The organism is Pseudomonas sp. WPR_5_2 (assembly GCF_003634475.1).
GTDB lineage: Bacteria > Pseudomonadota > Gammaproteobacteria > Pseudomonadales > Pseudomonadaceae > Aquipseudomonas > Aquipseudomonas izuensis.
In genome coordinates, this window is sequence record NZ_RBLA01000006.1 from 433,525 (window position 1) to 449,586 (window position 16,062).

Genomic DNA, 16,062 nt, shown 5'->3' on the forward strand with positions numbered 1-16,062 from the left:
CCTTTCACGCCTTCACCGGGCGTGTCTCATTCCTGCCACGAGTACCTTCCGATGCTTTTGCAAAAGTCCTTGAGAGCGCAAATTCTCGCCCTGTTGAGCGGCAGCCTGTTTGCGATGCTGTTGATCGCCCTGGCCTGTTTTCACTTTCTCTCCAGCGGCGTGCAGCGCTACGCCAACTTGATCGAAGGGCCGTTGCACACGTCGCAATTGATCGACGAAGCCAACCTGCAATTCAAGGTGCAGGTGCAAGAGTGGAAAAACGTTCTGTTGCGTGGCAAGCAACCGGCGGACCTGGACAAATACTGGAAGCAGTTCGAGGACCGCCAGCGCGATGTGCAGGGCATCCTCGGCGAACTGGCGGGGCAGAAGGACATCGAGCCGTCACTCAAGGCTCGCATCGAGCGCCTGCGCGATGAGCATCGCCAGTTGGGCGCCGCTTACCAGAAGGGCCGTGATGCCTACGTGGCGGCCGGCGCCGACCCGACGGTGGGCGACACCGCGGTCAAAGGCGTGGACCGCGCGACCAGCGATCAGATGAGTGAATTGGTCAACGAGTTGCGCAAGCAGGGCACCGAGCAATCGAAGCTGATCAGCGCCAGTGCCGACAACACCGTGATGCTGGGGATCATCGTGATGCTGGTCTCGGGTCTGCTGATCGGTTTGCTGAGCCTGTGGCTGGTCAACCGCAACCTGGTCGAGCCGATTCGCCAACTGATCGAATACGTGGCGCAACTCAGCCGGGGCAAGCTTGCCGAGCGCGTGGCCAGCACCCGTCAGGACGAACTGGGCAAACTGGCGATGGCCGCCAATACGCTGCGCGACTTTCTCGCCGAAACCTTCAACCGGTTGCAGCGCAGCGCCACGAATCTGGACAGCGCCAGCGGTGAACTGAATGCGATCGCGACCCTGATGGCGTCCGGCACCAATGAGCAGTTCAACCGTACCGATCAGGTGGCCACGGCGATGAACGAAATGTCCGCCACCGCCCAGGAAGTCGCCCGCCATGCCGCCGATGCGGCGCGTGCCGCCGATGACGCCGACCATTCGGCGCAGCAGGGCGAAAAAGTCATGCAGGGCACCATTCACACCATCACCCGGATGCGCGGCGAAATCGCCAACACCGCCACGGTCATCCGTCAGCTGGAAACCGACAGCGGTCGCATCGGCAAGGTGCTGGAAGTGATCCGCGGCATCGCCGAACAGACCAACTTGCTGGCGCTCAACGCTGCCATCGAAGCGGCCCGTGCCGGTGAAGCCGGGCGCGGTTTTGCGGTGGTGGCCGATGAAGTGCGCAGCCTGGCGCAACGCACGGCGGCGTCGATCATCGAGATCAACCAGATCATTCAGACCGTGCAAACCGGTGCGGTGGATGCCGCGCAGGCAATTGAAAGCGGTCAGTCGCGCAGCGAGGAAAGTGTCCAGCAAGTGACCGAGGCCGGCGCCATGCTGGAGCGCATCACCCTGGCCGTGGAAGCCATCCGCGACATGAACCGCCAGATCGCCACCGCCGCCGAAGAGCAGACCTCGGTGGCCGAAGACATCTCGCGCAACCTCACCGAAATCACCAGCATCGCCAGTACCAACCTGGACAACGTGCAGCGCACCGAAGCGGCGAGCAACAACCTGCACGGCTTGTCGGGAGAGTTGAACGAGGTGACGGCGCGCCTGAGCGCCTGATCCATCGGCCAGACGAAAAAAAGCCGCACGATCGGAACATCGTGCGGCTGGTGTTGAAGCGGATTTATTTGTCCTGTTTGTTTTTCAGAACCTTGCCGGTCGCGGCATCGATGTCCACGTCCCACTCCACGTTTTGGGCGTCGCGCAGTTCGATTTCATACTCGAAACCGTTGAAGTGGTTGTCCAGTTCGGTTTTGGTAATGGTCGCCCCCGGGTGCAGTTGCAGCGCGATCTGGTTCAGGTCTTCCAGTGGCTTGATCTTGCCGTCCTTGACCAGTTGTGGAATTTCGTCCACTCGTACATCGGCCTGGGCCAGACCGGCAGTGAGGGTCAGGGTTGCAACCGCGAACAGGGCAGTCAACGTTTTCATGAGCGTCTTTCCTGGGTGAGCTGTTTAAGTGGGATCAGGTTATCCGTGGCAACTTAATTCAGCCTTAAATCCCCTTTGTCCGAACTAAAGCCTTCGCGAGCAGGCTCGCTCCCACAGTGGTTCATTGGCTTACACAAATTCTGTGACCTACCAAGATCAAATGTGGGAGCGAGCCTGCTCGCGAATGCAAACACCTCGGTCCCGGATCAATACCCGTTGTTCTTCAACACCTGATCGACACTCACCGCCGCCGGGCGTTTGTAGAACTTCAACAACTCACTGGCACGGTTGGTAAAGATCCCATCAACCCCTGCTTCCATGACCTTCTGATAATCCACGGCATCGTCGATGGTATAGACGTGCACCAACAGGCCCTGATCGTGGGTGTACCGGTTCATCCACGGTTGCACCAGATCCGCGTAACTCTGATCGCCGCCCCCAGTCAGCGCCGCAGACGGCCCGGTGCCAATCGCGCCCTGAGCCTTGGCGTAGTCGACCCAGCGCTGGAACTCGGCTTTGTCTTTCGGCGCCTGTTTGGCGTAGTAGGCGGCCTTGTCTTTCTCGCCGGACTCGGCAAAGGTGACTTTCGAAGCAGGTTCAATGTTGCCCTCGCCGACCCACAGCAACAGGATCTTCGGCACCTGCGGCATTTCCTTTTGCAGCAGTTCGAGGCTGCTCTTCTCGAAGGTTTGCAGGATCACCTTGCCCGGCCCCTGACCGACCGCCGGCTCGCTTTTCGCCACTGCCGAACCGGCCGGGATCAGCCAGCCGCGCTCCTGAAGTTTCGCTTTCAGGTCATGCTCGATGCCGGGAAATTGCTTCGGCTCCTTGGTCTCGATGTACAGGCCCGGCCTGTGCTGGGGATTGCCCTGGGCGATGTCGATGATTTCATCGAGGGTCAGGATGTTCAGGCCCGCGTAGGAAGGGCGTGCGCGATCCGGGTATGCGGTGTTGAACCAGGTGCCGGCATCCAGGGTCTTCAGCTCGGCCATGGTGAAGGCGTTGGCGGGGCTGTCCTTGCGCTCGGGGAATTTGCGGGCGACGTCGGTGGTGCGTTGCAGGGTGTTGTCATGCAGGGCGAACAGCACGCCGTCCTTGCTGCGTTGCAGGTCCAGTTCCAGGTAGTCGGCACCGAGGTCGCGCGCCAGTGTGTACGCGGCGGCGGTGGATTCGGGGGCATCGAAGGACGCGCCACGGTGGGCGATCACAGCCGGGTGCGGGATGCCCGATCGGATCGCCAGCGCCGAGGGGGCTGGCTCGCTGGCGGCCTGGGCCTGGCCGAGGGCGAGCAGCAGACTCAATAACAGAGCGTTTTTAGTGAAGGTGACAGGCATGGTCGAGATCCTTTCGCGAGGGTGTTCAAAGACGTCCCTTTTAACAACTGAACGTTGCCAGCGCTATCGCGAGACCGACATAAACCTGTTTGAAGCTGATGTTCGTCAGGGTTTTTGTGCGTGCGTTTGCAGTAGGCTTGCTCCCGGCAATTTCCCCGGCAGAGGGAAAACCCTTCGCGAGCCCTGCGTGTAAACCAGAAATCACATCGTGTGAGGTTTACCATGCGCATCACTTCCCAGCTGATTTGCCAGGCTGCCGACCAACTCAAGGGTTTCGTCGGCCTCAATCGCAAGACTGGCCACTACATCGTCCGTTTCAGCGAAGATTCCTTCGGCATGGACGTGGCAGACGACGGCATCATCCCGGTCAGCGAATTCGTCTGGGTCGTCGGCCCGGAGCACACCATGACCCTCAAGCGCGAGTTGATTCAGCTGCTGCTGGATCAGAACATCGACGAGCGGATCAACATCACCGAACCGTTGCGGGTGTACATGAACCGGCGGGATGTGCCGGAGATTTCGGCGGTGCGGAGCCTGCTCGCGAAGACGGCCTGATAAACACCGCATCAACTACAGCGTGAACTCATAATCCCGCTCAACCTTGCACACCCGCGTACAACACTGCGCATACCAGGTAGACCGCCCCCGCTCCCGAATTTCACTGTGCTCCGGATGAAGCTTCCACGCCAAAATCGCCGCCTCGCTTGCCCAATACGAAACGGTAATCCCCACCCCATCATCACCCCGCGCCGACTCCACCCCAAGGAACCCCGGCTGCTCACGGGCCAACTCGACCATCCGCGCGGCAGCCTCGGCGTAACCCTGATCACCCTCAGTGCGCAGCGAGGTGAAGATCACCGCGTAATACGGCGCGGGCGGAGTATTGGCGATCATGACCGCCGCTCCGCGCATGCTTCAACCAAGGCCCGCACCAGCGGCGGCAGGGTGCCTGTGAGTGCAGCGCGTTCCGGCTGGAACAACGTGGCAACGAAGAACGGATGACCCTTGAGCTCCAGTGCGCGCAAGCTTTGCGCCGCATCGTGACCGACAGCATGTAGTTCGTGCTGGAGCAAGGCCTGCTCGAACAGCGGGTTCACACCAAAGCGGCAGCGATAGCCTTCACGAATCTCGGACGTTTCATACGCCTTGGCGATCAACGAACCTTTGCGCAAATGAATGCTATCGACCACCTCAACCAGTGAGCACGTCAGAGGCGTGAGCAATGCGCGGGCAGCGTCGGGAGATGTCTCGCCGTGCTCGGCATTCGACCAACCCAGTACGTTGCGCGCATATTCCAGCACGGCGTGTTGAAACCCGCCGCAGGTGCCCAGGAACGGTCGTTGTTGCTCGCGGGCAAAGCGAATCGCCCGCAATGCGCCGTCCATGCTGCGATAAGGGCTGGCTGGCACGCACCAGAAACCGTCGAACTCATCGAGCGACGTATAGGTGCTGATGCTGTCGGTGGCCAACCATAGCCCTTGTACATCCTTGCCGGTGTGTTCGGCGGCCATTCCGAGGGCCAAGGGGATGGCCTGATGAGCCGTAACTTGCGGATCGTAATCGCCGATCAGGGCGATGCGGATGACGGGGTTTTCCATGGCTGGCCTCAGCGCTTGTTGATTCCTGACGCCCACTATAGATTGGCGTTCACGCACTCAATATTGGCGTTACTCCAAGTGATCAATGCAGCGACGCACTATCGACTGGACTACCCGGACCTGGCCCTGATCCTTGCGCTGGTGCGCGGCGGCTCGCTGGCTCGGGCTTCGCAGCTGATGAAGGTCGATGTTTCGACGGTGTTTCGGGCCGTGCGTCGACTGGAAGCTGCATTGGGCCAACAGTTGTTCGAAAAAAGTCGCGCCGGCTACCTGCCCACCACCTTGGCGCAGTCGCTGGCCGAGCAGGCGGAACGGGCCGAACAGGCATTGGACGCGGCGCGCATCGGCGTGGAGCAGGGTGGTGAAGTCGTCAGCGGCACTGTGCGCCTGACCTGCACCGATTCGGTCCTGCAAGGTTTGCTGTTGCCGGCGCTGGCGCAGTTCATGCCCAACTACCCGGCGCTGACGATAGAACTCAGCACCTCCAACGACTTTGCCAATCTCAGCCGCCGCGATGCAGACATTGCCCTGCGCCTGACTCGCACACCACCGGAGCATTTGGTGGGGCGGCGCCTGGCAGACATTGCCTACCGGGTGTGTGCCAGCGCGGGTTACCTGCAATCGATCGATACGACAGACCTGGCTGCATTGACCTGGATCGCGCCCGATGACTTTCTGCCGGATCACCCAACGGTGGCGTGGCGCCGTCAAGCGCTGCCGGGCGTGATGCCGGGGTATCGCTGCAACAGCATGTTGTCGGTCACCGAACTGGTGCGGGCCGGATTGGGGGTGGCGGCGTTACCGGATTTTTTGATCGGTGACGGCTTGCAGACGCTGGGCGAGCCGTTGCACGGTTACGACACTGCGCTATGGCTGCTGACCCGCCCGGATTGCCGGGCGTTGCGCTCGGTGGTGACACTGTTCGACGAGTTGGGACGCGCGCTGAAATTGCCGTAAGGCCACTCAGGCCTTTGGCTGATCCTTGCGTACGAAATGCTGATGCATCTCCGTGGTCAGGGTTTCGATACGCTCGGTCAGTTCCTTGGTCATTTGTGTCAGTTGGGTGTTTTGCTCAAGCAGCTGAAGCAGTTGCGCGGTATTTTGCGCCGCTTGCGCCTGACGTTCACTGTTGGCAATCGCCAGCGCTTCGCGGTGCTGCGCATCGGCTTCGGACTGGGCTTTGTCACGCGCCGCCTGACGGGTTTGCGCCAGCAGAATCAAGGGCGCGGCATAGGCCGATTGCAGACTGAATGCCAGGTTGAGAAGGATGAACGGGTAGACGTCGAAGTGGGTGAAGCCGGACAGGTTAAGGCACACCCAGACCACCACGATCAGCGTTTGCGCACCGAGAAAGGTCGGGGTGCCGAAGAATCGTGCAAAGGCTTCGGCCCGCAGGGCAAATTTGTCGTTGCCAAAAGTGGGGGCCAGGTGGGCATGAGGACGATGAAAACGCAGGTGATCGACGGCGGCGGGGGCTTGGGTTTCGCTGGTCGTGCTGGTCATGATGCTCTCTGGATGGCGCTGGGACTGAGGCTCACTATAGCCCCGACGCCAGTTTCATTCAGAAACACATTGCCGTGTCTGATTTGGAACGGCGGACAGGTCGATCACTTGGCCAGAATTGTCATTTATTGCACTTGATAACAGGCCAAAAACATATCCAGCGCCGACTCCACCACGGTGCCCTGCATTTCGGCCGACAAACCCGGGAAACCCATGGAAATCTGCGGCCAGAAGGCGAAGGATTTGAGCAGGCCCTGAACCTGTTGCGCAGCAAAGTCGGGGGCGGCCGCTTTCAGGCGACCATCAGCCTGGGCGGCGCGAATCCACACGGTCAGGCCTTCTTCATGTTCACCCATACGCGCCACCATGTTCTGCGCGCGTTCCGGGGAATGGATAGCTGCCGCAATCGCCACCCGCGCCAGGTCGAGAAAATTGTCATCGCCCAGCATTTGCACCTTTGCCGCCAATATCGGACGCAGTTGCTCGCGCAGCGGCAAATCGGAGCGGTAGGGCGTTTCCTGTTCGGCCGTCACCCGCGCCCATAATTGATTGAGGATTTCGGCAAACAACTCTTCCTTGCTGGGGAAGTGGTTGTACACCGTGCGCTTCGACACGCCAGCGGTAGCGGCAATCTTGTCCATGCTGGTGATCTCGAAACCGTTGGCACGGAATTCGGCAATCGCCGCCTGAATAATGGCTTCGCGTTTTCGGTCGGTCAGGCGCTGTGGAGCTGTCATAAATGCGGCTTCGGCAGAGTGAATAGAAAATTACACTCGGTAGTTTACTTGTGAACGGCTTTGATGCAACCTTGAAACTACACTGTGCAGTGTAATGTTTTGTTAATCCTGCACGGTGATAACTAGAGTGTTCGGCTGATGCGTGCGTGCCTTGGCCATTTATCGTCCCAAGCGGAAAATCGTGAAACGAGCGGTTTTTCTGGAGTCATTCAGTCATGGCCAACTCAACTTCCCCGGCGGATGTCGCTGACACAGCCGAAGCTTCTCGTCGGACAGAAGGGCAATACCGCAACCATGCGCCGGTCAAACGCGAAGGTTTTCGCAAGACCTTGCGCATCCTGTGGAACGTGATCTTCCACAAACCGCGTGATACTCGCCCCAGCGCCCCGGTCCCGGTGCAACCCCTGACGCAAGCGGCACTGATTGCCGCACCGAACCACAGCGTCTATCGCCTCGGTCATTCCACGGTATTGCTCAAGTTGCGGGACAAGTTCTGGATCACCGACCCGGTCTTCGCCGAACGCGCCTCACCGGTGCAGTGGGCCGGCCCGAAACGATTTCACCAGCCACCCATCAGCCTGGAACAATTGCCGCCTATTGAAGCGGTGATCCTGTCCCATGATCACTACGACCACCTGGACCACCAGGCGGTGCTGAAGCTCGCCGACAAGACCCGATATTTCCTCACCCCGCTGGGCGTGGGCGACACCCTGATCAAATGGGGCATCGACGCCAGCAAGGTCCGGCAACTGGATTGGTGGCAAGGCACCGAAGTCGAAGGCATTCGCTTTGTCGCCACACCGTCGCAACACTTTTCCGGTCGTGGTCTGTTCGATGGCAACAGCACGCTCTGGGCCTCGTGGGTAATGATCGACGGCGATACACGGATCTTCTTCAGTGGCGACAGCGGCTACTTCGATGGCTTCAAACGCATCGGCGAACAATACGGCCCGTTCGACCTGACCCTCATGGAAACCGGCGCCTACAACGTCGAGTGGCCGCACGTGCACATGCAACCCGAGCAAACCCTGCAAGCCCACCTCGACCTCAAGGGCCGCTGGCTGCTGCCGATCCACAACGGCACCTTCGACCTGTCAATGCATGCCTGGTACGAGCCCTTCGACCGCATCCTGGCCCTGGCCTGGGAACGCAGCGTTTCGATTACCACGCCGCAAATGGGCGAGGCCTTCAACCTGATGCATCCACAGCGGGGTGGGGCCTGGTGGCTGGCGGTTGAGCAGCAGGTATTCGAGGATCAACAGAGCGTCGGGTAAGGCAACTACAAACAGAGGCGAACCTTCGTACGAGTAGCAGTGAGCCGTGATGACGGATAATTTCGGCCGCTTCTGTAGGCTGAAAAAACGGGTGAAATCATTCACTCGCAATCAGTCAGAAGGATGTCTACATGGACGTAACGTTAAACGGCTGCATGAAGCGGCTGGCCGGGATTGCCCTGTTTTCGATGGCGGCGAGTGCTGCCACTGCACAGTCCCCCGCGCCCGAAACCAGGCTGGAGTATTTGAGTGTCGATGAAATCAACCAGCGGATGGATCGCGGGCAACTGAATTCCGTGACGCTGGTCCGGCACTTATTGCAGCGGATCGAAAGGCTGGACAAAAACGGGCCGGCCATCAACGCGATCATCGAACTCAACCCCGATGCATTGGCCATGGCCGAGTCGCTGGACCGGGAGCGAAAGGGCGGCTACATCCGCGGGCCGCTGCATGGCATTCCGGTATTGCTCAAGGACAATATCGATACCTCCGATCAAATGCAGACCACTGCCGGTTCACTGGCCATGGTAGGTGAGCCCGCCGCGCAGGACGCCTTCATCGTGCAACGCCTCCGGGCGGCGGGGGCGGTGATTCTTGGAAAAACCAATCTCAGCGAATGGGCTGCCTTCCGCGATCCTGGACTCCCCAGCGGTTGGAGCGGGCGCGGCGGCCAAACCAAAAATCCACACCTGTTAAGTGGCGACCCCTGCGGTTCCAGTTCAGGCTCTGCCGCAGCCGTCGCGGCAGGTTTTGCGCCCTTGACCGTAGGAACGGAAACCTCTGGCTCGATCAGCTGCCCGGCGTCCATGAATGGTGTGGTGGGTATCAAGCCTACGGTAGGTCTGTTGAGCCGCAGCGGCATCATCCCGGTCACTCACAAGCTGGACACGCCCGGGCCGATGGCGCGCACGGTGCGCGACGCTGCACGCTTGTTGAATGCCATGGTAAGCAGCGATGCCGCTGATCCGGTGCCAAGGCCGCAGAATCTGGACACCGTGGACTTCACCGCCTTGTTGCGTCCAAACGCACTGGTCGGACGGCGAATCGGTTATCCCGCCAAATTTGATCGCAGCAATTTACCGCTCCTGACCGATCCGCAGTTTTCTAAAGCGTTGGAACTCATGCAGGCAGCAGGTGCAACGTTGATCCCCGTGGAATTGATCGCCCCGGTTTCAGAACGGGTAGAGGAGGCATTGCACATGGGGATCAAGCGAGACTTGCCTGGTTACCTGGCGACTCGAACCGGCGTTCCTGCCAAGACACTGGAAGATCTACTGCTGTTCAATGCCCCTAACTCCGAAGGTCATAACCAGGACACATTGATCGCCGCCAGCAAGGTTGTCTTTGACGAGCAAACCTACAATCAGCTCTGGCATAAAATCCAAAGCGAAAATGCCGCTGCCATCGATCAGTTACTGGCAACCCATCAACTGGATGCCCTCCTATCAGACGTCGCGTCACCGGCCATGAACGTCGTACCGCTGGCAGGATATCCCGGCATCATGGTGCCTTCCGGCATAGACGATGACGGCGTGCCCACTTCGGTTTACTTCTTCGGACCTCGCTGGAGCGATGCCAGGCTTCTGGCGCTGGCGTATGGCTATGAGCAGGTCTCTCATGCGCGGCGGACACCGGCGTTCAAGCCGTAGCGAGAGGGCGACAACGTGGCTGATCAAGGCGAATTGCCTATCAGGTAAAGACCACTTCGAGTCGGCCCTCTTTTCGTGATCGAGGGGCCGACTTGACCACGATCTGCACGTCACGCCCAAGCAACAGCAGGCACTCCATCATCTTGGCTTCACTGATCCCCCGAAACTTTCCACGTAGCATTTCGGAAAGCTTGGGTTGTGACAGACCCAAAATGTCTGACGCCTGAACCTGGGTCAAATGTCGAGCCTTGATGATTTCACCAATTTTTGCAGCCAACTGGGATTTGACCCGCATTTCACTGGCGTTGGGTGTTCCGAGGTCTTCGTAGACGTTCCCACTGCCTTCTTCGATTTCAACCATTTTTCAATCCTTTCGCATGATCCCGTGCTGCTTGAAGGCGCTTACTGATTAGATCGATGTCGCACTGCGCGGTCTTGATCCCGGTAGTCGACTTTTTCTGAAAGCAGTGCAGAACATAAATTGCGCTACCAAAACTAACGGTGTAAACGGCACGATAGGTGTTCGTATCGAAGTCCTCAATCAACTCAAGAACCCCCGCACCTCCAAAGCCCTTCAATGGCTTGGCGTCCGGATGCTTCTTGCCGCTTTGCGCCAGATGGAGAGCGTGACCAAAAACATCCTGTACATCTGAGGGCATCTGCTTGAGATCTTTCTTGCTGCTGCTAACCCACAGGAGTGACTTCCTTGTACTTATGCGAAAATATACCTATATGGGAATAATTGTCAATCGAAGCTTCTGCTCATTCAACCATCGCAAAATCCGCCCGCCCCACCGGATTCGGCGTCGACCCCTTCACATTCATCCCACGCCCCGGCGCAAACCCCGGGAAGAACACCAGCCCCTCCGATTCAAACCGATACGCCAACGTCAACCGCGTCACATCCAGCACCTCGCGCTTGGCCTCGAAACGCTGAATGGCCTCCACCGAAACCCCGGCCTCCCGAGACAGCTCTTCTACACTCCAACCCAGCATCGCTCGGGCCTGGGCGCAGTGGGCCGGGGTGAATTGGAAAAGGGCGATACGCTCCAGGGTGATTTTCATCGCTTGAGAGGCCATGGTGTTCTCCGGGCTCGGGGGTGTTGGTTCAAAATATACTGTGTTTTTGTACAGTTGTTTTGAGCCGGGAGCAAATTGATTTTTTGATTTTTTCTATCCCGTGCCTTCCAGCCGGACGGACGATTACTTCCCCTCCAACCCCGGCGCCTCTCGCACAATGAGGTGATCCAGATTCTCAATGTTGGCGCTGAATACCCTGAACGTCTGCTCGGGGTTTTTCTTGCTCGGCACCTGCTTCAACTCGGGCGCCACCCCATAAAAGAAGCAATACAACTCCCGCCCACTCTCGATGGCATGCTTGATCTCTTCCAGGAACGCCTTGCGCTTGCGGTAGGTGTCGATCAGCTTCTTGCTCAGGTAAACATTGACCGAATACGGCTTCTTCTCGAACCAGACCTTCTTCTCGAAATCGATGCGAAAGCTCTGGGTGTAGTCTTTGATCTCCTTGATCCTGCCCCAGTAAATCAGCCCGTTGTTGTCCTGTAGATATTCGATCTTCTTGAAGAACGCCCCGTAGGTTGCCGTGTGTTCACCGATCTTCAATGGCATGCGCTTGAGCAGCTCCTTGTCTTCGAAGTTCGAGACAAAACACTCCACGGGGTGAGCGAAGACACTGGTTTTGTCCGGTGCCGAATCCTGGGCTGGATGCTCGACGCTATTGTCCGCTGAAGACGTTATCGCCTCATCCCTGGCAACATCAGTCGTCACCGCTGGGCTGTGCGGCTTACGCACATACTGACGCCGGGTCAGCAGCAACTCCGACGGAAAATGTTCTTCAGGACCGTCTTCCGCTTCGGCCTCCATACCCGACGCCGGCGCCTTCAGGCTCACATAAGGACAACCCTCGACATGCCGCGTACTCGGCAGATTTTTGAAATGCGGTGTACGCACGAAATTCACATTCTTGGCATTGAACGTCCCCAACCCATTCGCCGCATCGAACGCCAAACGACAGGCATCGTTGGGGCACTGGAAATGCTCCTGGGCGGAATCGAACGCCATCGTCTCGTCGAAATTTAGATCGCGCACGTCATAGATCGACAGTTTGTCGTCGAGGCTGAGGCAGTAGGCGAGGTCGAATTTCATGGCAGGCTTGGGTCCGTGAGGGGGAAGGGTATTAATAGCGGGAGGCGGGGCGGGTTGCACTTACTGTTTTCAACACACTACAAAATCAACGGCAACCCACCAAACCTGTGGGAGCGAGCCTGCTCGCGATTCCCAAAATCACCACAGCCATCAAGCCAACCACCCACCTGTGGCGAGGGAGCTTGCTCCCGCTGGGCTGCGAAGCGGCCCTAAAACCAGCAAGCTCGGTACATCAGGTAAACCGCATCGCGCGGATTGGCGACTGCTGCGCAGCCGAACGGGAGCGAGCTCCCTCGCCACAGGTTTTTGTTCAACTCGCTCACTCGGGATTATTTTAGATATCGACTATCACTACAGGTTAAAAACAGAGTTAGGTTTTGTGGGAGTGATATGGAGCAAATTTTCTCGATTTCGCTTATTTGTTTTTTCGTCAGTTTGTAGTCGTACACATAATCTTCTTCACTTTTCCACCCCATTAATGCGGCTAGCTCGCCGGAGAATTGGGAGTGTTTTTTCATATGACGCGAAATCATCCCCATCACGTACCCCCATTACTGTGTGCTTCAAGGTTCTATACTCCGTGTCGGATCTGCACAAGCCCCTTGAGGACTTCATTGATGGATTTGAGGGCAGTCTCTGAGGCGATTGCGGTGGGAAAGCCAATCGGCTGTTCGGCCCCATAAATATCCTGATCTACTATTTTTCACGATAGATGAATGCCACCTGATAGTCATAGGAAGACAAGTGAATGATATGGAGGAAATGGGGTTGAAGCGTACTGACCCAATGGGGGGCAACGTCAAAACCACCGTTGTTTATATTTTTTTCGATAGGCAGGCCGAGTGTCTCAATCACAGAGCCGTCATCGCCAAAGTCTTGCGACAACTCCTCACCTTCGCCCAATTCGGTTTCCTTGTCGTACCATTCAAGTCTTATTTTCAGTCCCATAGCGCCCTCATAGGTATTTCGATACTGAGATTCTTTTATGGGGAGCTAGTTACTCATCCGTGGCGGGTGACGAAGCGAAACCCCGATCAGATGATTTATCGGGGTTCTTTTTTGACTAATTGTTGCGATGGATTTCACCGCTTGGCATAAGTGCCCATAAAGTACTCTAGGCCGTCAGGGAAACTGACGCCTAGAAGTTCTGATAGTGCCATTACCTGACTTTCGTTTAAAAGTAACTCTCCTGGTTCCACTTCGTTAAGTGGTTTCGATTCGATGAGCTGGGCAACTTTCTCATTGAGCTCAATGCCCTCGATATCCAGCTCAAACTGCAAAGAGTCATCCAGATTGTCATCCGGGTAAAAGCCAGTTATTGAAAGGTAGCGCATGCTGTAATCCTAATTTCTTGAGGTTTTTCTGCCAGGTTTTGCGGGTTTTGTTTGTTCGCCTGTGATGTGGTTGAATTCGCCCAAATGGATCCCGAGTTTGTCGTATTTTTCAACAGCATTACTTTTGTAGTCCCATTCATAAATTCGCCCCTTACGGTCAACCCAACGAGCTCGTTTCCTTCCTCCCCCTTGAACAGATGATTTCGACTTTACTCGGGTTGCATCTGGGAATGCCGGAAGCGTTTTCGGGTGGTCATAATACGAATGATCCCCGGTTTGACTGAGAACAATGTAAACCGGCTTCACCCCAGACCCCACCGGAAACACAAGAATGAAATCCTTGTACTCAGGCGGGTAAATCGGGTTCACGATAATGGCATCAGCCTGCTTCGTCGGCGGAAAGACCCATATATGCGGTGCCTGCGGGGCGGCCTCCAGCTTGGGAATGCCGAGAATGTCGGTGCCGTCCACGGCTGGGGTCCAGATCAGTTCGATGCCGTCGCCGAGATCGGCAATGTATTGGCTATCGCGCATCGCGATCTGCACGACATCGACCATTTCCCAGTCGCGATTCTTGCCGGTGTAGAACCCGTAACCCTTGAGACTGCCATCAGCCTGTTGTTCGATTTGCACGCGCACACGGGTGCGGGCCTGTTTGAGGGCACGCAGTTGATCTTCGGAGTAGAGGGCGCTGTCGCCCAGGCTGGGTGTCCAGAACACGGCGAGCAGGCCGGCCAATGTGGCGCTTGCGGCAGCGCCGATGGCTGGCATGACTGGCATGGCTGGAGCGCGCAGTGCCAGTCGCCCGACACCCAGCGAAAGAGTCGAACCGCTGATCGTTTGCAGATTCAGCAGCCCGCCATCGTCCACCTCGCGAGCACCGAGCCAGGCGATTTCACCGTAGTCCTCAAGGCTGTCGGTGGGCACCATGCCCGAAGGGTTGGAGTAGTTGATGACCGCGTCCGGCAACTTGCAGGATTTGGCGAAGACGCAGCCCGCTTGAACCGTTTTTTGTTCGACCGCGACGATCTGGCGCTTACGCATGTATTCGTCTTGCCTGGCGAGCATGGCCTCGTGGTCTTTTTGCCGGACCTCACGCTCGGCCAGTTCGCGGGCCGTCATAGGGCGGTAGGTGACGTGATGACCGTCACCGGATGGCGGGTTTCGAATTAGGGGAATGTCCTTGTTGCGAGCCACTGATTGTCCTTGTGTGTTCGTCCATCGACAGCCCCGAATAGGGGCTGCGCGACGTTAACGAATGGGACACAGTGTGGCTGTAGGACGGGTCGCTAATGACCCTGGGAAAAATCTCTGATGCTTAGGATGGCAGCAAGGAGCTTTTGCGATTCGCCACTTTTACAGGCATGAGGCTGCTGTCTGTTCTGCCACCGACGAAGGCCTAACCGGCACACAGGGCATGGAGGTCACCGTTGGAATCGGTGTGCTGATTGCTACCAATGACAACCCCTGTGGCGAGGGAATTTACAAGCGTCGAACCGCCTTGTTGTGGCGCGAAGTGCCCCCAGAACCAGCAAGCGCGATATGCCAAAAGTAATGAGTTGTTCGCTTGGCGGTCCCGAACGGAGGTAACCTCCCTCACCACAGAATTCATTTAACCCAATTACTCGAGTTTCAATCGTTTCACCTTTGTATAAAGCGAGGAGGTGAATTCGACTTTGTCGCTTGAAAGATGACAACGCCGATGACAGTTTGGGCACAGTGCGACAGCGTTAGTGATGCAATCCGATCCTTTTTGCGCCAAATGCTTAACGTGATGTACCTCAAGAAACGGTAGGCCATCGACTTCAAACGGCGCTTTCTGGCCGCAGCCTTCGCAAATGCCCTTGGCTAAATCAGCAACCCAAGCTCTAACTTTCGGGTCGCGAACATAGGATGTTGTGACAGTGCTAGCTTGTTGCGGGTTCGGGTTGCCAGCGGGCTCAACCTTAAGTCCCTGCTTTTGCAGCTTGGATGCTCGGTTTATCAAGGTCTCATGGTTGGCGGTTGGAGCGTACTCGCCCACACCAGGCACCACTTTATTGGCCAAAACCTTACGAATTCGCTCGCTAACCCCTGCGCCAATGTTCTTGGCAGGCCTATAGCCAATAATCTGCGGTAAATCCAATTGCTCCAACACGGCAGAAATGTTTTGCATGCGATACTCAACCGAAGAGGCGCTGCGTTTGCTTAATGGGCCTTCTCGTAAAAGTTGGTTATCAACTGACTTCTTAAACGTCTGACCGCTTTGTTCAAGGTTTAGCATCTTCAGATAAGCATCGACCGAAGCCTCGAGCTCCTGATCGCTCCAGCCACTTTTTTCCTTTTGGGTATCCATACAATCGCCGAAGGTTGAAAACCCTCAGACGATACTGATTGGCTATCGCAGCTGTCTACGAAAATTCCTACAGAAAATGGCGACG

At 57.2% G+C, this 16,062-nt stretch carries 19 protein-coding genes; 5 read left to right on the plus strand and 14 right to left on the minus strand.

What is annotated here, in order from left to right; all coding sequences use genetic code 11:
* Positions 1-51 precede the first annotated feature (51 nt).
* Positions 52-1,677: a methyl-accepting chemotaxis protein gene (locus BJ917_RS23135; protein WP_096509413.1), complete on the plus strand. Its 1,626-nt coding sequence runs from the start codon at positions 52-54 to the stop codon at positions 1,675-1,677.
* 64 nt (positions 1,678-1,741) lie between these two features.
* On the opposite strand, the gene BJ917_RS23140 is transcribed toward BJ917_RS23135, so the two are convergent.
* Together BJ917_RS23140 and BJ917_RS23145 are read right to left on the minus strand one after the other, a co-directional pair.
* Positions 1,742-2,047 carry a PepSY domain-containing protein gene (locus BJ917_RS23140; RefSeq protein WP_121104704.1) on the minus strand — a complete coding sequence of 102 codons (306 nt, stop codon included), beginning with the start codon at positions 2,045-2,047 and terminating at the stop codon, positions 1,742-1,744.
* A gap of 206 nt (positions 2,048-2,253) precedes the next feature.
* Positions 2,254-3,381, minus strand: a complete 1,128-nt coding sequence (locus BJ917_RS23145) for a glycerophosphodiester phosphodiesterase (protein ID WP_121104706.1) — start codon at positions 3,379-3,381, stop codon at positions 2,254-2,256.
* A 222-nt stretch (positions 3,382-3,603) separates the two neighbouring features.
* On the opposite strand from BJ917_RS23145, the gene BJ917_RS23150 reads away from it, so the two are divergent.
* Positions 3,604-3,936 carry a DUF2025 family protein gene (locus BJ917_RS23150; protein ID WP_121104708.1) on the plus strand — a complete coding sequence of 111 codons (333 nt, stop codon included), beginning with the start codon at positions 3,604-3,606 and terminating at the stop codon, positions 3,934-3,936.
* Between the two features lie 15 nt (positions 3,937-3,951).
* Here the strand turns inward: BJ917_RS23150 and BJ917_RS23155 are convergent, their stop codons facing one another.
* Both BJ917_RS23155 and BJ917_RS23160 read right to left on the minus strand, forming a co-directional pair.
* Positions 3,952-4,275 carry an antibiotic biosynthesis monooxygenase gene (locus BJ917_RS23155; protein WP_121104710.1) on the minus strand — a complete coding sequence of 108 codons (324 nt, stop codon included), beginning with the start codon at positions 4,273-4,275 and terminating at the stop codon, positions 3,952-3,954.
* Complete coding sequence (locus BJ917_RS23160; protein ID WP_096509418.1) at positions 4,272-4,979, minus strand: CTP synthase; 708 nt, start codon at positions 4,977-4,979, stop codon at positions 4,272-4,274. Before BJ917_RS23160 ends, BJ917_RS23155 begins: the two co-directional genes overlap by 4 nt.
* A 15-nt stretch (positions 4,980-4,994) precedes the next feature.
* Here BJ917_RS23160 and BJ917_RS23165 point away from each other — a divergent pair, with 15 nt between their 5' ends.
* The gene (locus BJ917_RS23165; RefSeq protein ID WP_096515219.1) at positions 4,995-5,936 is read left to right on the plus strand and encodes a LysR family transcriptional regulator; all 942 of its coding nucleotides are present in this window, start codon (positions 4,995-4,997) and stop codon (positions 5,934-5,936) included.
* Positions 5,937-5,942: 6 nt separating this feature from the next.
* On the opposite strand, the gene BJ917_RS23170 is transcribed toward BJ917_RS23165, so the two are convergent.
* Positions 5,943-6,482 carry a DUF1003 domain-containing protein gene (locus BJ917_RS23170; RefSeq protein WP_096509419.1) on the minus strand — a complete coding sequence of 180 codons (540 nt, stop codon included), beginning with the start codon at positions 6,480-6,482 and terminating at the stop codon, positions 5,943-5,945.
* Positions 6,483-6,607: 125 nt separating this feature from the next.
* The gene (locus BJ917_RS23175; protein WP_096509420.1) at positions 6,608-7,219 is read right to left on the minus strand and encodes a TetR/AcrR family transcriptional regulator; all 612 of its coding nucleotides are present in this window, start codon (positions 7,217-7,219) and stop codon (positions 6,608-6,610) included.
* A 215-nt stretch (positions 7,220-7,434) separates the two neighbouring features.
* Here BJ917_RS23175 and BJ917_RS23180 point away from each other — a divergent pair, with 215 nt between their 5' ends.
* Positions 7,435-8,493: an MBL fold metallo-hydrolase gene (locus BJ917_RS23180; protein WP_096509421.1), complete on the plus strand. Its 1,059-nt coding sequence runs from the start codon at positions 7,435-7,437 to the stop codon at positions 8,491-8,493.
* Between the two features lie 131 nt (positions 8,494-8,624).
* Complete coding sequence (locus BJ917_RS23185; protein ID WP_121104712.1) at positions 8,625-10,142, plus strand: amidase family protein; 1,518 nt, start codon at positions 8,625-8,627, stop codon at positions 10,140-10,142.
* A 40-nt stretch (positions 10,143-10,182) separates the two neighbouring features.
* Here the strand turns inward: BJ917_RS23185 and BJ917_RS23190 are convergent, their stop codons facing one another.
* The 8 genes from BJ917_RS23190 to BJ917_RS23225 all read right to left on the minus strand — a co-directional run bounded on the left by BJ917_RS23190 (position 10,183) and on the right by BJ917_RS23225 (position 15,977).
* Complete coding sequence (locus BJ917_RS23190) at positions 10,183-10,503, minus strand: helix-turn-helix domain-containing protein (protein ID WP_096509423.1); 321 nt, start codon at positions 10,501-10,503, stop codon at positions 10,183-10,185.
* Positions 10,496-10,858 carry a type II toxin-antitoxin system RelE/ParE family toxin gene (locus BJ917_RS23195; RefSeq protein ID WP_096509424.1) on the minus strand — a complete coding sequence of 121 codons (363 nt, stop codon included), beginning with the start codon at positions 10,856-10,858 and terminating at the stop codon, positions 10,496-10,498. The genes BJ917_RS23190 and BJ917_RS23195 overlap by 8 nt, the downstream gene beginning before the upstream one ends.
* A gap of 46 nt (positions 10,859-10,904) precedes the next feature.
* Positions 10,905-11,222, minus strand: a complete 318-nt coding sequence (locus BJ917_RS23200) for a helix-turn-helix transcriptional regulator (RefSeq protein WP_096509425.1) — start codon at positions 11,220-11,222, stop codon at positions 10,905-10,907.
* Between the two features lie 123 nt (positions 11,223-11,345).
* Positions 11,346-12,308 (minus strand): hypothetical protein, encoded by a 963-nt coding sequence (locus tag BJ917_RS23205; protein ID WP_121104715.1) that lies wholly within the window; start codon positions 12,306-12,308, stop codon positions 11,346-11,348.
* 696 nt (positions 12,309-13,004) lie between these two features.
* A complete protein-coding gene (locus BJ917_RS23210) occupies positions 13,005-13,256 on the minus strand; it encodes a colicin E3-like toxin immunity protein (protein ID WP_121104717.1) in 252 nt (83 codons plus the stop codon).
* Positions 13,257-13,390: 134 nt separating this feature from the next.
* Positions 13,391-13,642, minus strand: a complete 252-nt coding sequence (locus tag BJ917_RS23215; RefSeq protein ID WP_121104719.1) for a pyocin S6 family toxin immunity protein — start codon at positions 13,640-13,642, stop codon at positions 13,391-13,393.
* Between the two features lie 9 nt (positions 13,643-13,651).
* Positions 13,652-14,839, minus strand: a complete 1,188-nt coding sequence (locus BJ917_RS23220; protein WP_121104721.1) for an S-type pyocin domain-containing protein — start codon at positions 14,837-14,839, stop codon at positions 13,652-13,654.
* 424 nt (positions 14,840-15,263) lie between these two features.
* A complete protein-coding gene (locus BJ917_RS23225) occupies positions 15,264-15,977 on the minus strand; it encodes an HNH endonuclease signature motif containing protein (protein ID WP_121104723.1) in 714 nt (237 codons plus the stop codon).
* Positions 15,978-16,062 lie beyond the last annotated feature (85 nt).

What these genes read in the sequence shown, in the direction of transcription:
- BJ917_RS23135 (WP_096509413.1), top strand. Translation starts at nt 52, where the DNA reads ATGCTTTTGCAAAAGTCCTTGAGAGCGCAAATTCTCGCCCTGTTGAGC.
- BJ917_RS23140 (WP_121104704.1), bottom strand. Translation starts at nt 2,047, where the DNA reads ATGAAAACGTTGACTGCCCTGTTCGCGGTTGCAACCCTGACCCTCACT.
- BJ917_RS23145 (WP_121104706.1), bottom strand. Translation starts at nt 3,381, where the DNA reads ATGCCTGTCACCTTCACTAAAAACGCTCTGTTATTGAGTCTGCTGCTC.
- BJ917_RS23150 (WP_121104708.1), top strand. Translation starts at nt 3,604, where the DNA reads ATGCGCATCACTTCCCAGCTGATTTGCCAGGCTGCCGACCAACTCAAG.
- BJ917_RS23155 (WP_121104710.1), bottom strand. Translation starts at nt 4,275, where the DNA reads ATGATCGCCAATACTCCGCCCGCGCCGTATTACGCGGTGATCTTCACC.
- BJ917_RS23160 (WP_096509418.1), bottom strand. Translation starts at nt 4,979, where the DNA reads ATGGAAAACCCCGTCATCCGCATCGCCCTGATCGGCGATTACGATCCG.
- BJ917_RS23170 (WP_096509419.1), bottom strand. Translation starts at nt 6,482, where the DNA reads ATGACCAGCACGACCAGCGAAACCCAAGCCCCCGCCGCCGTCGATCAC.
- BJ917_RS23175 (WP_096509420.1), bottom strand. Translation starts at nt 7,219, where the DNA reads ATGACAGCTCCACAGCGCCTGACCGACCGAAAACGCGAAGCCATTATT.
- BJ917_RS23180 (WP_096509421.1), top strand. Translation starts at nt 7,435, where the DNA reads ATGGCCAACTCAACTTCCCCGGCGGATGTCGCTGACACAGCCGAAGCT.
- BJ917_RS23185 (WP_121104712.1), top strand. Translation starts at nt 8,625, where the DNA reads ATGGACGTAACGTTAAACGGCTGCATGAAGCGGCTGGCCGGGATTGCC.
- BJ917_RS23190 (WP_096509423.1), bottom strand. Translation starts at nt 10,503, where the DNA reads ATGGTTGAAATCGAAGAAGGCAGTGGGAACGTCTACGAAGACCTCGGA.
- BJ917_RS23200 (WP_096509425.1), bottom strand. Translation starts at nt 11,222, where the DNA reads ATGGCCTCTCAAGCGATGAAAATCACCCTGGAGCGTATCGCCCTTTTC.
- BJ917_RS23205 (WP_121104715.1), bottom strand. Translation starts at nt 12,308, where the DNA reads ATGAAATTCGACCTCGCCTACTGCCTCAGCCTCGACGACAAACTGTCG.
- BJ917_RS23210 (WP_121104717.1), bottom strand. Translation starts at nt 13,256, where the DNA reads ATGGGACTGAAAATAAGACTTGAATGGTACGACAAGGAAACCGAATTG.
- BJ917_RS23215 (WP_121104719.1), bottom strand. Translation starts at nt 13,642, where the DNA reads ATGCGCTACCTTTCAATAACTGGCTTTTACCCGGATGACAATCTGGAT.
- BJ917_RS23225 (WP_121104723.1), bottom strand. Translation starts at nt 15,977, where the DNA reads ATGGATACCCAAAAGGAAAAAAGTGGCTGGAGCGATCAGGAGCTCGAG.